Below are 19009 nucleotides of genomic sequence, written 5' to 3' on the forward strand. Positions count from 1 at the left end.
GAAACGGTCGGCGCCGCTGCCTTTCGGGCAGCAGGCGCTGGTCGTGACAAGGCCACTGTGATGAAATGCGACCCTTCGCTTCTTCTCCCTGCCAAGCCTGCCGTGAATTCCCGCCTGATACGCCAATTGCTGATACCGCCACTGATCATCCTGCTGATGGTCGGCCTGGGCCTGGCTGGCTATCTGATCAGCGAAAGCAACGGCATCCGCAGCCTCAGCGAAAATGGCGAACGCCAGCTGGAGCTGCACGCGCGCACGGTAGAGAGCGAAATCAGCAAGTACACCTACCTGCCGAGCCTGCTGGAGCTCGAAGACAGCGTCTCGCACTTGCTCACCGAACCTGACGGTGGCTCGCGACAGGCAGTCAACGAATACCTTGAAGGCCTGAACCGGCGCAGCCGCAGCCGGGCCATCTTCGTCCTCGATACCAATGGACGGGTGCAGGCCACCAGCAACTGGCGCGATGCCGACTCGTTCCTGGGTGAAGACCTGTCGTTCCGCGCCTACTTCCAGACCGCCGTGCGTGGGGAGCCCGGGCGCTTCTACGGCATCGGCAGCACCACGGGCGAAGCCGGTTACTACCTGGCCCACGGCCTGGAAGAACACGGCAAGATCATTGGCGTGGCGGTGATCAAGGTGCGCCTGGACACCCTGGAGGAGCGTTGGCAGCGTGCCCGCCTGGAAGCCTTCGTCAGCGACGAGAACGGCATCATCATCCTTTCCAGCGACCCGGCCCGGCGCCTGAAGTCGGTGCGTCCGCTGACCCCGCAAATCAAGGAGCGCCTGGCGCGCAGCCTGCAGTATTACTGGTGGCCGCTGAACGAGTTGCAACCCTTGGCCCGGGAAACCCTGGCCGACGGCGTCGAAAAGCTGACCTTCCCGGCCAACACTGAAACCGCCCAGAGCAAGCCCCACGAAGTGGCGTACCTGGCCCAGACCCGCCGCCTGGCCGATACCCCCTGGCACTTCACCCTCCTGACCCCGCTGCAGGACTTGCGCCGCGAATCCATGGTGCAAGGCATCCTGGTAGGCGTGGCCTTCGCCTTGCTGGCCATCCTCGGCATTGCCTGGAACGAGCGGCGCAAGGTCATCGCCACCCGCCTGGCCGCCCGCGAGGCGCTGGAAGAAGCCAACAGTCAGCTGGAGCGGCGAATCGCCGAACGCACCGCCGACCTGCGCGCCAGCAACGAACGCCTGAAAGGCCAGATTCGCGAGCGCCGGCATGCCGAGCAGACCCTGCGCCACGCCCAGGACGAGCTGGTACAGGCCGGCAAGCTGGCGGCCATCGGGCAGATGTCCACCAGCATCGCCCACGAGCTGAACCAGCCGCTGGCCGCGCTGCGCACCTTGTCCGGCAACACCGTGCGTTTCCTGGAACGCGGGGCGCTGGACACTGCCAGTACCAACCTGCGCACCATGAATGACCTGATCGACCGCATGGGCCGCATCACCGCCAGCCTGCGCTCGTTTGCCCGGCGCGGTGACGACAGCGGCCAGGCCTCGCTGGCCAAGGCGGTGGAAGCCACCTTGCAGGTGCTGGCCAACCGCATCAGCGCTTGCCACCTGCAATTGCATCACCAGTTCGAGGACCAACAACTGGCCATCGACCAGACCCGCCTGGAGCAGATCCTGGTCAACCTGATCGGCAACGCCCTGGATGCCATGGCCGCGCAGCCGTCGCCCGAGCTGTGGCTGGAAGGCGAACTGCAGGGCGACAAGTACCGTTTGCAAGTGCGCGACAATGGTCACGGCATCGACGCAGAAGCGCGCAAGCACCTGTTCGAACCGTTCTTCACCACCAAACCGGGCGAGCATGGCCTGGGCCTGGGCCTGACCCTGTCGGCGAGCCTTGCGGCGGCCGCCAAGGGCAGCCTCAACGTCGAGCACCCCGCCACTGGCGGCACGGCCTTTGTCCTGGCCTTGCCGCTGGTCTCCCCCCCTAGCGAATTGGCAGAGCACCCATGAACCAAGCGCCTCTTACTGTCCTGATCGTCGAAGACGACCCGCATGTGCTGCTCGGCTGCCAACAGGCACTGGCCCTGGAGGACATCGCCTGCGAAGGTGTGGGCAGCGCCGAACAGGCGCTGGAGCGCATCGGCGAGGATTTCGCCGGCATCGTCGTCAGCGACATCCGCTTGCCAGGCATCGATGGCCTGGAGCTGCTTAACCGCCTGAAGGCCCGTGACCGCAGCCTGCCGGTGGTGCTGATCACCGGCCACGGCGATATCGACATGGCGGTAGGCGCCATGCGCAACGGCGCCTATGACTTCATGGAAAAGCCGTTTTCCCCGGAACGCCTGGTCGACGTGGTGCGCCGCGCACTGGAACACCGTGGCCTGTCCCGCGAAGTGGTGGCCTTGCGCCGGCAACTGGCCGAACAGAGCAGCCTGGAGGGGCGCATCATTGGCCGCTCATCGGCCATGCAGGACTTGCGCGAACTGATTGTCAACGTTGCCGATACCTCGGCCAACGTGCTGATCGAAGGCGAAACCGGCACCGGCAAGGAGCTGGTCGCCCGCTGCCTGCACGACTTCAGCCGCCGCCAGGGGCAGCCGTTCGTGGCGCTGAACTGTGGCGGCCTGCCAGAAAACCTGTTCGAGAGCGAGATATTCGGCCACGAGGCCAATGCGTTCACCGGTGCCGGTAAACGCCGCATCGGCAAGATCGAACACGCCAACGGTGGCACGCTGTTCCTCGATGAAGTGGAGAGCATGCCGATCAACCTGCAGATCAAGCTGCTGCGCGTGCTGCAAGAGCGCACCCTGGAGCGGCTGGGCTCGAACCAGAGCATCCCGGTGGACTGCCGGGTGATCGCTGCGACCAAGGCCGACCTCGACACCCTGGGCCAGACTGGCCAGTTCCGCAGCGACCTGTACTACCGGCTGAACGTGGTCACTCTGGAGCTGCCCCCGCTGCGCGAGCGCCGTGAAGATATCCTGCAGCTGTTCGAACACTTCCTGCAGCAGTCGGCCCTGCGCTTCGACCGCGAGATGCCAACGCTGGACAGCCAGACGCTGTCACGCCTGATGGCCCACGACTGGCCGGGCAACGTGCGCGAGTTGCGCAACGTGGCCGAACGCTATGCGCTCGGCCTGCCAGCATTCAAGAAAGGCCCCAGCGGGGCCGCCAGCCAGGGCCTGGGCTTTGCCGAGGCCGTGGAAGCGTTCGAGCGCAACCTGCTGAGTGATGCCCTGCAGCGCACCGGTGGCAACCTCAGCCAGGCCAGCCAGGAGCTGGGCATGGCCAAGACCACGCTGTTCGACAAAGTTAAAAAATACGGCCTCGGCTGACCCCGCACCCTGACCTGGAAGACGATGTGGACCTGGTATTCAAAGCTGCCCTTGGCGCTGGCGTGGTACTGCTGCTGGCGATGCTGTCGAAGACGCGCAACTACTACATCGCCGGGCTGGTACCGCTGTTCCCCACCTTTGCGCTGATTGCCCACTACATTGTCGGCAAGGGGCGCAGCATTGCCGACCTGAAGACCACCATCCTGTTTGGCATGTGGTCGATCATTCCGTACTTCGTGTACCTGGCGACCCTGTATGTGCTGGTCGACCGCCTGCGCCTGGAGGCGTCGCTGGCGCTGGCCACGGTGGCCTGGCTGATGGCCGCGACCGTGCTGGTGACCTTGTGGCTGCGGATGCACTGAGGGCCAGTCCCTGCCTCAAAGCCCGGCGATATGTGTGACATCCTGCCGATGCGCCTGCAGGTAGGGCAACACCGCGCCCAGCAGCGGTGCCTTGAAGCGCTCTTGAAACCGGTGCGCCAGCCCGGGTATCAAGCGCAGCTGGCTGCCCTGGATATGCGCTGCCAGGTGCACACCATGCATCACCGGCAGCAACGGGTCGGCGGTGCCATGCACCACCAGGGTCGGCACCCGAAGCTGGTTCAGCAATTCCACCCGGCTGGGCTCGGCCAGTATCGCCATTATCTGGCGCTTGGCCCCGTCCGGGTTGAAGGCCCGGTCGTAAGCCACAGCCGCCTGCTGCAGCAATACCGCACGGTCGTCACGTACTTCGGGGCTGCCCAGGGCGGCGAGCAGGTCGGCCTGCTGCTCGATGGCCACTTCGCGGTTCGGCGCACTGCGCCGCGCCAGCAACTGCACCAGCGCCGGGTCCGGCGCTGGCAACCCGGCAGCCCCTGAACTGGACATGACCAACGTCAGGCTGCGCACGCGTTCGGGGGCCATGGCCGCCAGGTGCTGGGCGATCATGCCGCCCATGCTCACACCCAGCACATGAAACTGCCGCACGCCCAAGGCATCCATCAGGCGCAAGCCGTCATCTGCCATATCCGTCAGCGTGTAGGGTGCCGACACCGGCAGGCCCACCTTGTAACGCAGCAGTTCGAGCGTGAGGTTGGCTGACGGTGGCAGCTGGTTCCAGCGTGACAGGCCGACATCGCGGTTGTCATAGCGGATCACTCGAAAACCCTGGCGACACAACGCCTCGACCACGTCATCAGGCCAGTGGATCAGTTGTCCACCCAGGCCCATCACCAACAGCAGGACCGGGTCACGCGACGCGCCGACGCTCTGGTACACCAGGCTGACCGCGCCCAGCTCGGCGCGCTGCACCGGCACGTGGGTGTCACAACGTTGATCGGCGAAACTCGCAGGTACGCTGAATATGAAGAAAACAAAAAGCAGAAAAGCCCGCATGGAAGAAACACCAGAATGCAGATACCCAGTAGAGCGCGAGTCTGATGAATTCTTTTCGGTCGCGCTGCCACAGTTCAGTGACAGTTTGATGACTCCCGCCAGGCGGTGCAGCTGAACGTCCAGTCGACAGCGACCGCAACATGAGGGAAACTCAACTCTATTGCTCTTTTCTCATATCATCACCCCGGAGTCAGCAGTGCTGGAGATCCGTCACCTGAAAACCCTTCATGCCCTGCGCGAAGCCGACAGCCTGGTGGAGGCTGCCGAGCGCCTGCACCTGACTCAGTCGGCGCTGTCGCATCAGTTCAAGGAACTGGAAGAGCGACTTGGCCTGCCGTTGTTCGTGCGCAAGAGCAAACCGATCCGCTTCACCAGCGCCGGTTTGCGCCTGCTGCAACTGGCCGATGCCACCCTGCCACTGCTGCGCGGCGCCGAACGCGACATCGCGCGCCTTGCCGGAGGTACCGCCGGGCGCCTGCACATGGCCATCGAATGCCACAGTTGCTTCCAGTGGCTGATGCCGACCATCGACCAGTTCCGCGACGCATGGCCGGAAGTGGAGCTGGACCTGGCCTCCGGCTTCGCCTTTGCCCCGCTGCCGGCGCTGGCGCGCGGGGACCTCGACCTGGTGGTGACCTCCGACCCGCTGGACCTGCCCAGCATCACCTATGTGCCGCTGTTTACCTATGAAGCGATGCTGGCCGTGGCCAACCAGCATCCGTTGGCCAGCAAACCGTATATCGTGCCGCAGGACCTGCTCGACCAGACCCTGATCACCTACCCGGTGGAGCGCGACCGGCTGGACATCTTCACCCGTTTCCTGGAGCCGGCAGACATCGAGCCCGCAGCCGTGCGCACCTCCGAGCTGACGGTGATGATGATGCAGCTGGTGGCCAGCGGCCGCGGCGTCTGTGGCATGCCGCACTGGGCGCTGCATGAATACAGCTCTCGCGGTTATGTGAAGGGCAAGCGCCTGGGCGACAAGGGCCTGTTTGCCACGCTGTACGCCGCCGTGCGCACTGACATGCTCGATGCGCCGTACATGCGCGACTTCCTGCTGACGGCCAAGGACACCTCTTTCGCCACGCTGGACGGTGTCAGCGCGGTTCGTTGAGCACCTGGCGGTACAGCGGCAGGATCAGGTCGCGGGTCAGGGGCGCCAGTGGCATCGCGGGCGTCTGATCGCCGGCCAGCCACACCACTTCTTCGATCTCGGCGGCCGGGACCACCGCTGCGGCGCTGTCGACCCGGAACAGTTCGGCCTGTACTTCGAAGCCTGGCTCGTTGGCGGCCGGGGCGCTGAACTGTCCCAGGTGCACGGCCTGGTCCGGGTCGATCTGCAGGCCCAGCTCCTCATGCAGTTCGCGCACCAGTGCCTGAACGGGTGATTCGCCGGCATCGATCTTGCCGCCAGGCTGCATGAATGCCTGGGTCCCACGCTTGCGCACCAGCAGGGTGCGGCCCTGAGGGTCGATCAGCAGGGCAGCGGCGATGCGGATGGTGTTGGGCATGGGCTGGGCTCACCAAGGACAATGGCCGGGGAGGATCCCATGGGGTCATTGGCCTGACAAGTCCACGGCCTCCTGTCCCCGGCCTTTTTGCGGGCAAGCCCGCAAAAAGGCCGCATCAGTTTTCACCAGACCTCCCAGACGAACGGCCCCTTGCCAACCCGCCCCGCACCCGCCATAACCAGAACATGAACCTGCCCGCCAAACACCACCCGGTGCTCGAGCTGTTCCACCCCGCCGTGCGTACCTGGTTCCGTGGCCATTTCGCCACCGTCACCGATGCGCAAGCGCAGGCCTGGCCGTTGATCCATGCCGGCCAGTCACTGCTGCTGGCCGCGCCAACCGGTTCGGGCAAGACCCTCAGCGCATTCCTGGCGGTGCTCGACGAGCTGTTTCGCCAAGGTCTGGAGCGCCACGGCGACTTGCCCGCGCAAACGCAGGTGGTCTACGTCTCGCCGCTCAAGGCCTTGTCCAACGACATCCGCCTGAACCTGCAGGCGCCGCTCGAAGGCATCAGCCAGGCACTCGCAGACGAGGGCCTGAAAGCGCCGCGCATCACCACGGCAGTGCGCACCGGCGATACCCCGCAGAAGGAGCGTGCTGCCATGCGCAAGCTGGCCCCGCACATTCTGGTGACCACCCCCGAATCGCTTTACGTACTGATGGGCTCGGCGTCTGGCCGCGAAGGCCTGGCCAACGTACACACGGTGATCGTCGACGAAATCCACGCCTTGGCTGGCAACAAGCGCGGCTGCCACCTGGCCCTGACCCTGGAGCGCCTGCAGGCCTTGAGCAACCGCCCGCTGCGGCGTATCGGCCTGTCCGCCACGCAACGGCCGGTCGAGCGGGTGGCGCAGTTTCTGGTCGGCAGCGCTCGGCCTTGCGCCATCGTCGATGTGGGGCATGCGCGCCAGCGTGACCTGGCCATCGAGGTCCCGCCCGTGCCGCTGGGTGCAGTGATGGCCACCGATGTCTGGGGCCTGGTGTACGACCGGTTGGCCGCCCTGGCCAGGGAACACCGCACCACCCTGGTATTCGTCAACACCCGCCGCCTGGCGGAACGCATCACCCGCCACCTCAGCGACCGGCTGGGCAAAGAGGCCGTTGCCGCGCACCACGGCAGCCTGTCCAAGGAGCTGCGTCTGGATGCCGAACAGCGCCTGAAAAACGGCAAGCTGCAGATGCTGGTGGCAACCGCGTCACTGGAACTGGGCATCGACATCGGTGATATCGACCTGGTGTGTCAAATCGCCTCGCCGGGTTCGATCGCGGCGTTCCTGCAACGTGTCGGCCGCGCCAGCCACCAGGTGGACGGCGTGCCAAAGGGGCGCTTGTTCCCCACCTCGCGCGACGACCTGATCGAATGCGTGGCGCTGCTGGACTGCGTACGCCGCGGCGAACTGGACGAGCTGCACATGCCCCGGGCGCCGCTGGACGTGCTGGCCCAGCAGATCGTTGCCGAAGCCAGCAACCAGGCCTGGCATGAGCAGGCGCTGTTCGACTGCCTGCGCCAGGCCGCGCCCTATGCCGCACTCGACCACGCCCATTACCAGGCGCTGCTGCGCATGCTCGCCGAGGGTTACAACGGCCGCCAGGGCGTGCGCGGTGCCTACCTGCACCGCGACGCCGTGAGTGGCACCTTGCGTGGCCGCCGCGGCAGCCAGCTGACGGCGCTGACCAGCGGCGGCACCATCCCCGACAACGCCGACTACTCGGTACTGCTCGAACCGCAGTCGCTCAACATCGGCAGCGTCAACGAGGACTTTGCCGTGGAAAGCATTGCCGGCGATATCTTCCAGCTGGGCAATGCCTCCTATCGCATCCTGCGGGTCGAGCCGGGCCGGGTGCGGGTGGAGGATGCCCAGGGCCTGCCGCCGACCATCCCGTTCTGGCTGGGTGAAGCGCCGGGGCGCAGTGACGAGCTGTCGGCTGCGGTGGCCCGCTTGCAGGGGCAGGTTGACCAGCAACTGGCACTGGCTGACGGTAACCTGGACCGAGTGCTGGCGTGGTTGCAGAGCGCATTCGAACTGGGCGAAGACAGCGCCGGCCAGTTGCTCGACTACCTGGCCCGCACCCGCGAAGCGCTTGGCGCCCTGCCCTCGCAGGAGACCCTGGTGATGGAGCGCTTCTTCGACGAATCCGGCGGCACCCAGCTGATCATCCACTCGCCGTACGGCAGCCGCATCAACCGCGCCTGGGGCCTGGCGCTACGCAAGCGCTTCTGCCGCACCTTCAACTTCGAGCTGCAGGCCGCCGCCAGCGAGGATGCCATCGTACTGTCGCTGTCGACCAGCCATAGCTTCGAGCTCGATGAAGTGTGGCGCTACCTGAACAGCCGCAGCGCCGAGCCAATCCTGATTCAGGCAGTGCTCGAGGCGCCGTTGTTCGGCGTGCGCTGGCGCTGGAACGCCAGTGTGGCGATGGCCCTGCCGCGCTTCGTCGGCGGGCGCAAGGTGGCACCGCAGATCCAGCGGATGAAAAGCGAAGACCTGGTGGCCGCCGTGTTCCCCGACCAGATCGCCTGCCTGGAGAACATTGTCGGCGAGCGGCAGGTACCCGATCACCCGCTGGTCGAACAAACCCTCGATGACTGCCTGCACGAGGCGATGGACTGCGAAGGCTGGCTGGCGCTGTTGCGGCGCATGGAAAGCGGCGCAGTGCGTCTGCTGTGCCGTGACCTGCCCGCCCCCTCTCCGCTGGCTGCGGCCATTCTCAATGCCAGGCCGTATGCCTTCCTCGACGATGCACCGCTGGAAGAGCGGCGCACCCAGGCGGTGCTGAACCGGCGCTGGAGCGAGGTGCGCAGTGGTGACGACCTGGGTGCGCTGGACGCAGACGCCATCGCGGCCGTCGAGGCCGAGGCCTGGCCAGAACCCGGCAACGCCGATGAAATGCACGAGGCGCTGATGGGGCTTGGCTGTATCAGCCAGGACGAAGTGCAGGCCAACCCCGATTGGGCGCTGCTGCTCAAGCAGCTGGCCAAAGCTGGACGGGCGTTGCGCGTGGTGGATGAAAACCTGTGGGTGGCGCGTGAGCGGCTGAGCCTGATGAACGTGCTATACCCGGGCGCTCGGCTGGAGCCTGCGCTACCGGTACTGCCAGGCTTCGATCAGGCCGTGGAGCCTGACAGTGCGCTGGTCGAACTGTTGCGGGCCCGCCTGAGCGGTCATGGTCCACAAACCGCGCCCCGGATCGCAGCACCGCTTGGCCAACCGCTGCAGGCCATCGAACAGGCCCTGGCCCGCCTGGAAGCCGAAGGCTATGTGCTGCGCGGGCACTTCAGCCCCGCTGCGACCGACCTGCAATGGTGCGAGCGCCACCTGTTGGCGCGCATCCACCGCTACACGGTCAAGCGCCTGCGCCGGGAGATCGAACCGGTCAGCCTGCAGGACTTCATGCGGTTTCTGTTCGATTGGCAACACCTGGCCCCGGACGAACGCCTGCGCGGACCGCAGGCGGTGGCCGAGGTGCTCGGGCAGTTGCAGGGGTTTCCGAGTGCCGCCGGCGCCTGGGAAGCAGCGCTGCTGCCGGCGCGTATCAAGGACTACAGCCCGCACTGGCTCGACGAAGCCTGCCGCAGCGGGCAGTTTGCCTGGAGCCGGCTGGCGGCTACGGTGGCAAGCAGCACGCTGTTCAGCACACCACTGGTGCTGCTACCGCGCGACCCATTGAACAGCTGGCGCAGCCTGGCGCCCGCCCCCGCCGTCGATACCCTCGGCCTGCGCGCGCAGCGGGTTCATGAAGCCCTGAAAACCCACGGGGCGCTGTTCTTCGATGAGCTGGCGCATGAGGCACATCTGCTACCCAGCGAACTGGAAAATGCGCTGCAGGAGCTGGTGGGCTCGGGGCTGGTCGGTGCTGACAGCTTCACCGGCTTGCGCAGCCTGATCACGCCTGCGGCCAAGCGCACTGCACGCAACAGCCGCCGCGGCCACCCGCCGCTGTCTAGCAGCATGGCGCATGCCGGGCGCTGGGCCCTGCTGCGCCGCAGCGATACGCCTCCTGACCACGAACAGCGCCTGGAGCATATTGCCCGCAGCCTGCTGCGCCGCTATGGGGTGATCTGCTGGCGGCTGCTGGAGCGCGAGAGCGACGTGCTGCCGCCCTGGCGTGAACTGTTGCGCTGCTATCACCGGCTGGAAGCCCGTGGCGAGATTCGTGGCGGGCGCTTCATTGCCGGGCTGGCCGGCGAACAGTTCGCCTTGCCGGAAGCAGTGGGGTTGCTGCGGCAGGTGCGCCGACGCGAGCCCGACGGGGCGCTGCTGGTGGTAAGTGCCGCTGACCCGCTGAACCTGATCGGGTCATTGCTGCCGGGGGCGAAGGTACCTGCGGTGAGCGGCAACCGCTTGTTGTATCGGGATGGGGTGCCGGTGGCGATGCGGGTGGCCGGGCGCTACACATTCATGGTCGAGGCGCCGGTACAGGAGCAGGAGGGCTGGCGACAGATGCTGTTGCGCAACACGATTTGAGCGGTATTTGCTGCGGCGGGGTAAATGCTAGCGGGCTCGCGGGCGCCAAGGCCGTTGATGCAGCAATGGCTTGGCGAGAATGATTTTCGCTACCCCGATTTTAATTTGCACAGCCCGGCAACTTGGCTATGGTCGGGGTTTGCCCCAGGCCCTGAGCCTGACCGCGCCATCGCAAGGACCCTGTATGAGCCTGTCACTTCTCAGCCGCTACGCCTTCTTCGCCGCCTGTGTACTGTTCACCCTGGCGAGCCTGCCCTTCACCCACCACGAATGGCTGTGGCCGTTCACGCTGACCACCGGCATCCTCAGCCTGATCGGCCTGTTCGACCTGCTGCAGCAACGCCATGCCGTGCGCCGCAACTACCCGATCCTGGGCAACATCCGCTACCTGGTCGAGGCCATACGCCCGGAAATTCGCCAGTACCTGCTGGAGTCCGACAGCGACGCCCTGCCATTTTCCCGCGCCCAGCGCTCGCTGGTGTACGCCCGGGCCAAGAACGAGGCTTCGGACAAACCCTTCGGCACCTTGATCGACGTGTACGAGTCCGGCTTCGAGTTCATCGGCCACTCCATGCGCCCGGCACCGCTGGCCGACCCGTCCAGCTTCCGCACCATCGTCGGCGGACCACAGTGCAGCCAGCCGTACTCGGCGTCGATCTTCAACATCTCGGCCATGAGCTTCGGCTCACTCAGCGCCAATGCCATCCGCGCCCTCAACCAGGGCGCCAAGCTGGGCAATTTCCACCATGACACCGGCGAAGGCAGCATCAGCCCCTATCACCGCGAGCACGGTGGCGACCTGGTGTGGGAACTGGGCAGCGGCTACTTCGGTTGCCGCACCCCGGATGGCCGTTTCGACCCTGAGCGCTTCGCCACGCAAGCACGCAGCCCGCAGGTGCGGATGATCGAGATAAAGATGAGCCAAGGCGCCAAGCCCGGCCATGGCGGCATCCTGCCCAAGCACAAGGTCACCCAGGAAATCGCCGAGACCCGCGGCATATTGATGGGCGAAGACTGCATCTCGCCGTCGCGCCACAGCGCCTTCTCCACCCCCACCGAAATGATGCAGTTCATCGCCCAGCTGCGTGAACTGTCGGGGGGCAAACCGGTGGGGTTCAAGTTCTGCCTGGGCCACCCGTGGGAGTTCATGGGCATCGCCAAGGCCATGCTGGAAACCGGCATCCTGCCCGACTTCATCGTGGTCGATGGCAAGGAAGGGGGCACGGGTGCGGCGCCCGTGGAATTCACCGACCATATCGGCGTGCCGTTGCGCGAAGGCTTGCTGTTCGTGCACAACACCCTGGTCGGCCTGAACCTGCGCGACAAGATCAAGCTAGGGGCCAGCGGCAAGATCGTCAGTGCTTTTGACATTGCCAGCGTGCTGGCCATTGGCGCCGACTGGGCCAACTCGGCGCGCGGTTTCATGTTTGCCATTGGCTGCATCCAGTCGCAAAGCTGCCATACCAACAAATGCCCGACCGGCGTGGCCACGCAAGACCCGTTGCGCCAGCGCGCCCTGGTGGTGCCGGACAAGGCCCAGCGGGTGTTGAACTTCCATCACAACACCTTGCGTGCATTGGCCGAAATGCTGGCTGCGGCGGGATTGAACCATCCCGAGCAGCTGGAAGCCAAGCACCTGGTACGGCGGGTATCGGCCACCGAGATCAAGCTGTTCTCGCAGATGCATGTGTTCCTGAAGCCGGGGGAGTTGCTGACTGGCGAGGTGAATGGCCAGTTCTATTCGCGCATGTGGCAACTGGCGCGGGCGGACAGCTTTGAGCCGCACAGTGAGGTGGCGGCCTGACAGGCACCTGGGGCTGCTTTGCAGCCCATCGCCGGCAAGCCAGCTCCCACACTGACCGCTTTGCCCTGGAGCGATATGCTGTAACTGTGGGAGCTGGCTTGCCGGCGATGGGCCGCAAAGCGGCCCCGGCTATCTCAGATCAGGAAGCGGTACTGGCCACACCCTGCACCTCTTTCGGTGCCAGGCGGAACGTGTAGTACAGCACCGTCAGCAACACCAGGAACGCCGGGCCAATGTACAGGGCCACGCGGGTATCCTCGAAGTACGCCATCAGGCCAACCACCAGCACCAGGAAGGCCAGCGCCAGGTAGGAGCTCAGCGGCCACAGCCACATGCGGTACTTGAGTGCCTTGCGCTCGGCGGTGCTCAGGCCAGCGCGGAACTTGAGCTGCGCCAGCAGAATCATCACCCAGGTCCAGATTGCACCGAAGGTGGCGATCGAAGTCACCCAGACGAAGACCTTTTCCGGTACCAGGTAGTTGGCCAGCACACCCAGCAGCAGCGCGCCGATCGACAGCAGCAGCGCATTGCGCGGTACGCCGTTTTTCGAGGTACGGGCGAACGCCGCCGGGGCCTGGCCATTCTGCGCCAGGCTGTAGAGCATGCGCCCGGTGCTGAAGATACCGCCGTTGCACGACGACAGCGCCGCAGTGATGACCACGAAGTTGATGATGCCCGCCGCAGTCTTGATGCCCAGGCGCTCGAAGGTCATGACGAACGGGCTGCCCTGGCTGCCGATTTCGTTCCACGGGTAGATCGACAGGATCACGAACAGTGCACCAACGTAGAACAGCAGGATGCGCCAGAACACCGAGCCGATGGCCTGTGGAATGGTCTTCTGCGGGTTGCGCGCTTCGCCGGCGGTCAGGCCGATCATTTCCACGCCCAGGTAGGCGAACATGACCATCTGCAGCGACATCAGCACACCAGTCATGCCGTTGGGCATGAAGCCGCCATTGCTCCACAGGTTGGAAATACCGAGTGCCACACCGTCGTTACCGAAGCCGAAGGCAATCACGCCAATGCCCCCAAGGACCATGGCGATGATGGTGACGATCTTGATCAGGGCGAACCAGAACTCGAACTCGCCGAAGGCCTTCACCGCCACCAGGTTGACCGCACCCATGCTGCCCAGGGCCGCCAGGGCCCAGATCCAGCGTGGTACATCGGGGAACCAGATGCCCATGTAGATGGCCACCGCAGTGATTTCGGCCACGCAGGTTACCAGCCACAGGAACCAGTAGTTCCAGCCGGTAAGAAAGCCCGCCAGCGGGCCGAGGTAGTCCTGGGCATAGCGGCTGAAAGACCCGGCGACCGGGTTGTGCACGGCCATTTCGCCCAGGGCGCGCATGATCACCAGGATGGCCAGGCCGCCGATGATGTAGGACAGCATGATGGCAGGGCCGGCCATTTCGATGGCCTTGGCCGAACCCAGGAAAAGACCGACACCGATACAGGCGCCCAGCGCCATCAGGCGGATGTGCCGTTCGCCCAGTTCACGCTTGAGCGGGCCGCCTTCAGTGGCTTGGCCGTGGGCAGGGTGGTTGCCGACTGGCATAGCAATACAACCTCATTTTGTTATTGGATTTGACCTTCGTGCAGCACTGACCATGCCGATAGGCGTGGCGGTGGCTTGCCAGGCTGGCCTCGTGGGCCGGCCCGTATGCCGGTGTAGAGCACCCGGCGGGGCGAAGGGGGCGAGCAGTATAGGAAGCTCGGTGTAGGGTTTTTCGCTGTATATACAGGAAAAATCAGCGAGTTCTCTGGGGTTTTGGCAGCTGGCTTGCCTGCGAGCGGGGCGCAGCGGCCGCAAAACTCGGGCACCATAGCAATATCGGCGAACGAGGAAACCCACACCAAAGCCGCATAGCCTTACGCCACTTTCCGTCGCGTCCTACAAATTTTTCACCTGATGCGCTCAACGTCTAAGCTTCAGACAAGCAAGACGAAAACACCTGGCCGGATTGAAGACTATGGGCGCACTGTGGCAATCGGAACCAAGCAGAACGGAAGCACCCCAGATACCTCCGGCCGAGACGCCACAACCCCAGTCACCCCGTCAGCGTCGGCTATGGTGGCGGCTGATCATCCTGATCCTGCTGGTGGCGCTGGTGGCCATCGGGTTTGCCGCGTATGACGAATTTCGCACGTCCGAACTGCAATCGCGGGAATTCAGCAAACTGGCGGGCACCCTCACCTATTCACTGCAGCCCGGCCCCAGCGATGCCATCGTCTACCCCGGTGAAGGGCCGTTCGACAAACGCCTGGGCTACAGCGCGCTGGGCGAGTTCCTGCCACGCCTGCTCAAGCGCGACTACCTGATCAGCGAGCAGGTGAGGTTTTCGCCAGCGTTGATGAACTACGTCGATCATGGGCTGTTCGCCCCGTATATCGAGAAAATCCAGGCGGGCCTGTCGATCACCGACTGCCGCGGCGACACGCTGTACCAGTACAACTATCCGCAGCACCTGTACCCGGACTTTGCGGCGATCCCGCCGGTGATGGTCAACAGCCTGCTGTTCATCGAAAACCGCGACCTGCTCGACGCCAAGGACCCACGCAACAACCCCGCCGTGGACTGGCCGCGCTTCGCCAAGGCCGCCTACAGCCAGATCGCCAAATACCTGGCCCTGCCGGGGCAGTCGGCCGGCGGTAGCACCTTGGCCACCCAGCTGGAGAAATACCGCCACTCGCCAGACGGCCTGACCGTGTCAGGCGCCGAGAAGATCCGCCAGATGGTTTCTGCCAGCGTTCGCGCCTACCAGGGCGGCCCCGATACCACCGAGGCACGCCAGCGTATCGTGCGCGACTACCTCAACAGCGTGCCGCTGTCGGCAGTGCCTGGGCATGGCGAGGTGCATGGCATGGCCGAAGGGCTGCGGGTGTGGTACGGCGCCGACTTCGACCAGGTCAACCAGGCCCTGACGTCCACCGCCAGCGACGCCGAGAGCCTGGCCACACGCGGCCTGGCCCTGCGCCAGGTGCTGTCGCTGATGATTGCCCAGCGCCGGCCCTCGCACTACTTGTCCAAAGGCCGGATCGAACTGGCCGAGCTCACCGACTCACACATCCGCGTGCTCGCCGCCAACAACGTCATTGAACAGCCGCTGGCCGACGCCGCGCTGGCCAGCAAGGCGGTTTATCGTGACTGGGTCGCGCAACCGACCATCGTCCCAATCGTCACCAACAAGGGCATCAGCCTGGCGCGCAACCGCTTGGCAGCCATGCTCAACCGCCCACTGTACGACCTCGACCGGCTCGACCTGTCAGCCACCAGCACCTTGCAGGCCGACCTGCAGTTGCAGGTCAGCCAGTACCTGAAAAACCTCGCCGACCCCGCATTCGCCGCACAAATGGGCCTGATCGGCGAACGCCTGCTCACCACCAAGACCACCGACCAGGTGAGCTACAGCTTCACCTTGTTCGAGCGCACCGCCGATGGCTCGCGGGTGCGGGTGCAGACCGACAGCACCAACCAGCCCTTCGACATCAACGAGGGCAGCAAGCTGGAGCTGGGTTCCACTGCCAAGCTGCGAGTACTCACTACCTATCTGGAAATCATTGCCGAACTGCATGACAAGTACGCCGGCAAGCCCCCCGCCGAATTGAAGAAAGTCGAGGTCGCCGAACTCGACCGCATCACCCAGTGGTCGCTGGAATGGCTGGCGCAGAACAGCAAGAACCAGAGCCTTGATGCCATGCTCGACGCAGCGCTGGAGCGCAAGTACTCGGCCAACACCGGCGAAGCCTTTTTCACCGGCGGCGGCATGCATGTGTTCAACAACTTCCGCAAGGAAGACAACAACCGCAACCCGACGCTCAAGGACGCCCTGCGCGAGTCGATCAACCTGCCGTTCATCCGCTTGATGCGCGACCTGGTGCGCTACGTGACGTACCAGCAGCCGTTCAACCGGGTACCGCTGCTGAAGGACGACGCCGACCCGCGCCGCCAGGAATACCTGGCCCGCTTCGCCGACAAGGAGGGCACTAACTACCTGATGCGCTTCTGGAAAAAATACCAGCGCAAAACCTCGCAGCAGCGCCTGGACACGTTCCTCGACAGCATGCGTGTCACCCCGCAACGGCTGGCCGCGGTGCACCGTTACCTGTTTCCCGAAGCCGGCCAGGAAACCTTCAACGCCTTTGTCCGGGCCCACCTCAAGGGCGACAAGATCACCCTCGGCAAACTCACCGACGGGCGCCTGTCCGAGATGTACGACGCTTACGGCCCGGGCAAGTACGACCTACCCGACCAGGGCTATATCGCCAAGGTCCATCCACTGGATTTGTGGCTGCTGGGTTACCTGCTGAAGAACCCGAGCTCGACCTTGACCGAGATGGTCAATGCCAGCCGCTTCGAGCGCCAGGAGGTGTACGGCTGGCTGTTCAAAAGCCGCCATCAGGGCGCCCGCGACAGCCGCATCCGCACCATGGTCGAGATCGAAGCGTTCCTCGACATCCACCAGCGCTGGAAGCGCGTGGGCTATCCGTTCGACCATCTGGTGCCGTCGCTGGCCACCGCCATCGGCAGCTCGGGCGACCGCCCTGCCGCCCTTTCCGAGCTGGTCGGCATCATCCAGAACGATGGCATTCGCCTGCCGACGCTGCGCATCGACACCCTGCACTTTGCGGCCAACACCCCTTACGAAACCAAGCTGCTCACCGACCCGGACCGCGGCGTGCGGATTTTGCCAGTGGAGGTGGCGCGAGCCCTGAAAGGCGCCATGTCGCAGGTGGTGGATGCAGGCACGGCGCGGCGGATTTCCGGCAGCTTCAAGCTGCAGGACGGCACGCCACTGGTAATGGGTGGCAAGACCGGCACGGGTGATAACCGCATCGAAAGCTTTGGCGCCGGCGGGCGGCTGATCGGCTCCCGCTCGCTGAACCGAACCGCCACGTTCGTGTTCTTCCTGGGCGACAACCACTTTGGCACCTTGACCGCCTTCGTCCCTGGGCGCTCGGCAGAAGCCTTCAAATTTACCTCGGCGCTGCCAGTTCAGGTGCTCAAGGGCATGGCGCCGATCCTGATGCCTTACCTGCAGCCGGGCAATCCGAATGAGTGCAAACCGCCACAGGTGGCCGTTCATACCCCGGCACCTTCAGGAAACCTATCGACTAACTAGATGATAATCATCCGCAACAAAGGGCTTGTCTTTAGATATATCTTGAGTAATATCTTAAGATATATCGCAAACGACGGAGCTCAATGCCCATGCGTGAACACACCCCCCACGATCCGTTCGAGCGGCGCCCAGGCCGCGGCGAGCGTGGCCCCCGCGTCTTCGCCCCCGGTGATCTCAAGCTGCTGATGCTGGACCTGCTCGCCGAGCAACCCGGGCACGGCTACGACCTGATCCGGCAGATCGAAAATCTGTTCGATGGCAGCTACAGCCCAAGCCCGGGGGTGATCTACCCCACGCTGAACTTTCTTGAGGAAGCCGAGCTGATCAGCGGCCAGGTGCAAGGCAGCAAGCGCCTTTATGCCATCACCGATGCCGGCCGCAGCGCCCTGGCTGAGCAGGCCGTGGCCCTTGACGGCGTGCGCATGCGCATCGAAGTCAGCAAGCGCGCCCTGCGCGGCCACGATCGCCCACCAGAAATCCATGAAGCGGTCGGCAACCTGCGCCACGCACTGCACATGCACAGCGGCCGCTGGACCGCCGAAGAAATCGAGCGGGTCCGCGATCTGCTCAACCATACCGCCAAGGCCATCGCCACCGGGCCGGCCGAACGCGTCAAGGAGACTCCCCATGAGTGACACCATTCACCGCGTCAACCACGAAATTCGCCAGCGCCGCCTGCAGGTGCTGCGGGTGACCGAACTGACCCCACGCATGCGCCGCATCACCTTGGGTGGTTCCGAACTCGAAGGCTTCACCAGCGTGGGCAGCGACGACCATATCAAGCTGCTGTTCGCCGAAACACCGGAGCAACAGCAGGCCATCGACGCGCGCAACCTGCGCCCCGACGGCGGCCCGCGCCCGACCATGCGCGAATACACACCACGGCGCATCGACCTGGTGGCCAATGAACTGGACATCGACTTCGTGCTGCACGGCGATGGCCCTGCCTCAACCTGGGCCGCTCAGGCCGCGCCTGGGCACACCCTGAACATCGCCGGGCCTCGGGCTTCGCTGGTGGTGCCGGACATTTTCGACAGCTATCTGCTGATCGGGGACGAAACTGCCATTCCGGCGATTGGCCGGCGGCTGGAGGAGTTGCCCGCAGGCCGCCAGGTTCTGGCGGTTATCCAGATCGAAGACGAGCAAGAGCGCCAGCCGCTGCCGAGCAAGGCCCAGGTGGAAGTGATCTGGGTGCGCCGTAGGCAAGAGGACCTGCTGACGCTGGTGAAGAACCTGAGCTTGCCGCAAGGCCGGCTGTATGGCTGGGTGGCGCTGGAAAAAGCCCTGACCCGCCAGGCCAAGGCAGTGCTGCTGGAGAAAGGCGTGGCTGAGGATGCGCTGAAGGCTGCGGCATACTGGCGTGCTGACGGGACTGCGGAGGACGAGTGACTGTTAGTCCCAGGACTGGCTTTGTCGTCGGCAGGCCAGTTGCAGCAGGGATT

General features: G+C 64.8%; 12 protein-coding genes. 9 read left to right on the plus strand and 3 right to left on the minus strand.

The window, feature by feature from the left end:
* Positions 1–60: 60 nt before the first annotated feature.
* Genes aauS through AC5O5I_RS22635 form a run of 3 tightly spaced genes read left to right on the plus strand, consistent with a single transcriptional unit; the run spans position 61 to position 3652 of the window.
* Positions 61–1965 carry a two-component sensor histidine kinase AauS gene (gene aauS / locus AC5O5I_RS22625; protein ID WP_172225293.1) on the plus strand — a complete coding sequence of 635 codons (1905 nt, stop codon included), beginning with the start codon at positions 61–63 and terminating at the stop codon, positions 1963–1965.
* Positions 1962–3290 (plus strand): two-component response regulator AauR, encoded by a 1329-nt coding sequence (gene aauR, locus AC5O5I_RS22630; RefSeq protein WP_172225296.1) that lies wholly within the window; start codon positions 1962–1964, stop codon positions 3288–3290. The genes aauS and aauR overlap by 4 nt, the downstream gene beginning before the upstream one ends.
* Before the next feature lie 26 nt (positions 3291–3316).
* Positions 3317–3652, plus strand: a complete 336-nt coding sequence (locus AC5O5I_RS22635; RefSeq protein WP_172225299.1) for a GlpM family protein — start codon at positions 3317–3319, stop codon at positions 3650–3652.
* A 15-nt stretch (positions 3653–3667) separates the two neighbouring features.
* On the opposite strand, the gene AC5O5I_RS22640 is transcribed toward AC5O5I_RS22635, so the two are convergent.
* Entirely contained in the window at positions 3668–4663 is a 996-nt protein-coding gene (locus AC5O5I_RS22640; protein WP_494511606.1) for an alpha/beta fold hydrolase, read from the minus strand.
* A 196-nt stretch (positions 4664–4859) separates the two neighbouring features.
* On the opposite strand from AC5O5I_RS22640, the gene metR reads away from it, so the two are divergent.
* Positions 4860–5777: a transcriptional regulator MetR gene (metR, locus tag AC5O5I_RS22645; protein ID WP_172228346.1), complete on the plus strand. Its 918-nt coding sequence runs from the start codon at positions 4860–4862 to the stop codon at positions 5775–5777.
* On the opposite strand, the gene AC5O5I_RS22650 is transcribed toward metR, so the two are convergent.
* The gene (locus tag AC5O5I_RS22650; RefSeq protein WP_172228348.1) at positions 5761–6174 is read right to left on the minus strand and encodes an NUDIX hydrolase; all 414 of its coding nucleotides are present in this window, start codon (positions 6172–6174) and stop codon (positions 5761–5763) included. The genes metR and AC5O5I_RS22650 overlap by 17 nt on opposite strands.
* A 185-nt stretch (positions 6175–6359) precedes the next feature.
* Between AC5O5I_RS22650 and AC5O5I_RS22655 the strand changes: the two genes are divergently transcribed.
* Positions 6360–10640 (plus strand): DEAD/DEAH box helicase, encoded by a 4281-nt coding sequence (locus AC5O5I_RS22655; protein WP_494511607.1) that lies wholly within the window; start codon positions 6360–6362, stop codon positions 10638–10640.
* 184 nt (positions 10641–10824) lie between these two features.
* Positions 10825–12444: an FMN-binding glutamate synthase family protein gene (locus AC5O5I_RS22660; RefSeq protein ID WP_172228352.1), complete on the plus strand. Its 1620-nt coding sequence runs from the start codon at positions 10825–10827 to the stop codon at positions 12442–12444.
* Between the two features lie 139 nt (positions 12445–12583).
* On the opposite strand, the gene AC5O5I_RS22665 is transcribed toward AC5O5I_RS22660, so the two are convergent.
* Complete coding sequence (locus AC5O5I_RS22665) at positions 12584–14002, minus strand: amino acid permease (protein ID WP_172228354.1); 1419 nt, start codon at positions 14000–14002, stop codon at positions 12584–12586.
* A gap of 415 nt (positions 14003–14417) precedes the next feature.
* On the opposite strand from AC5O5I_RS22665, the gene AC5O5I_RS22670 reads away from it, so the two are divergent.
* The 3 genes from AC5O5I_RS22670 to AC5O5I_RS22680 all read left to right on the plus strand — a co-directional run bounded on the left by AC5O5I_RS22670 (position 14418) and on the right by AC5O5I_RS22680 (position 18956).
* Positions 14418–17567: a transglycosylase domain-containing protein gene (locus AC5O5I_RS22670; RefSeq protein WP_494511608.1), complete on the plus strand. Its 3150-nt coding sequence runs from the start codon at positions 14418–14420 to the stop codon at positions 17565–17567.
* An 89-nt stretch (positions 17568–17656) separates the two neighbouring features.
* Complete coding sequence (locus AC5O5I_RS22675; protein WP_172230248.1) at positions 17657–18202, plus strand: PadR family transcriptional regulator; 546 nt, start codon at positions 17657–17659, stop codon at positions 18200–18202.
* On the plus strand, positions 18195–18956 hold the full coding sequence (locus AC5O5I_RS22680; protein WP_172230245.1) for a siderophore-interacting protein: 762 nt from the start codon (positions 18195–18197) through the stop codon (positions 18954–18956). The genes AC5O5I_RS22675 and AC5O5I_RS22680 overlap by 8 nt, the downstream gene beginning before the upstream one ends.
* Positions 18957–19009 lie beyond the last annotated feature (53 nt).

This window comes from Pseudomonas sp. 9_2_1 (assembly GCF_059295275.1).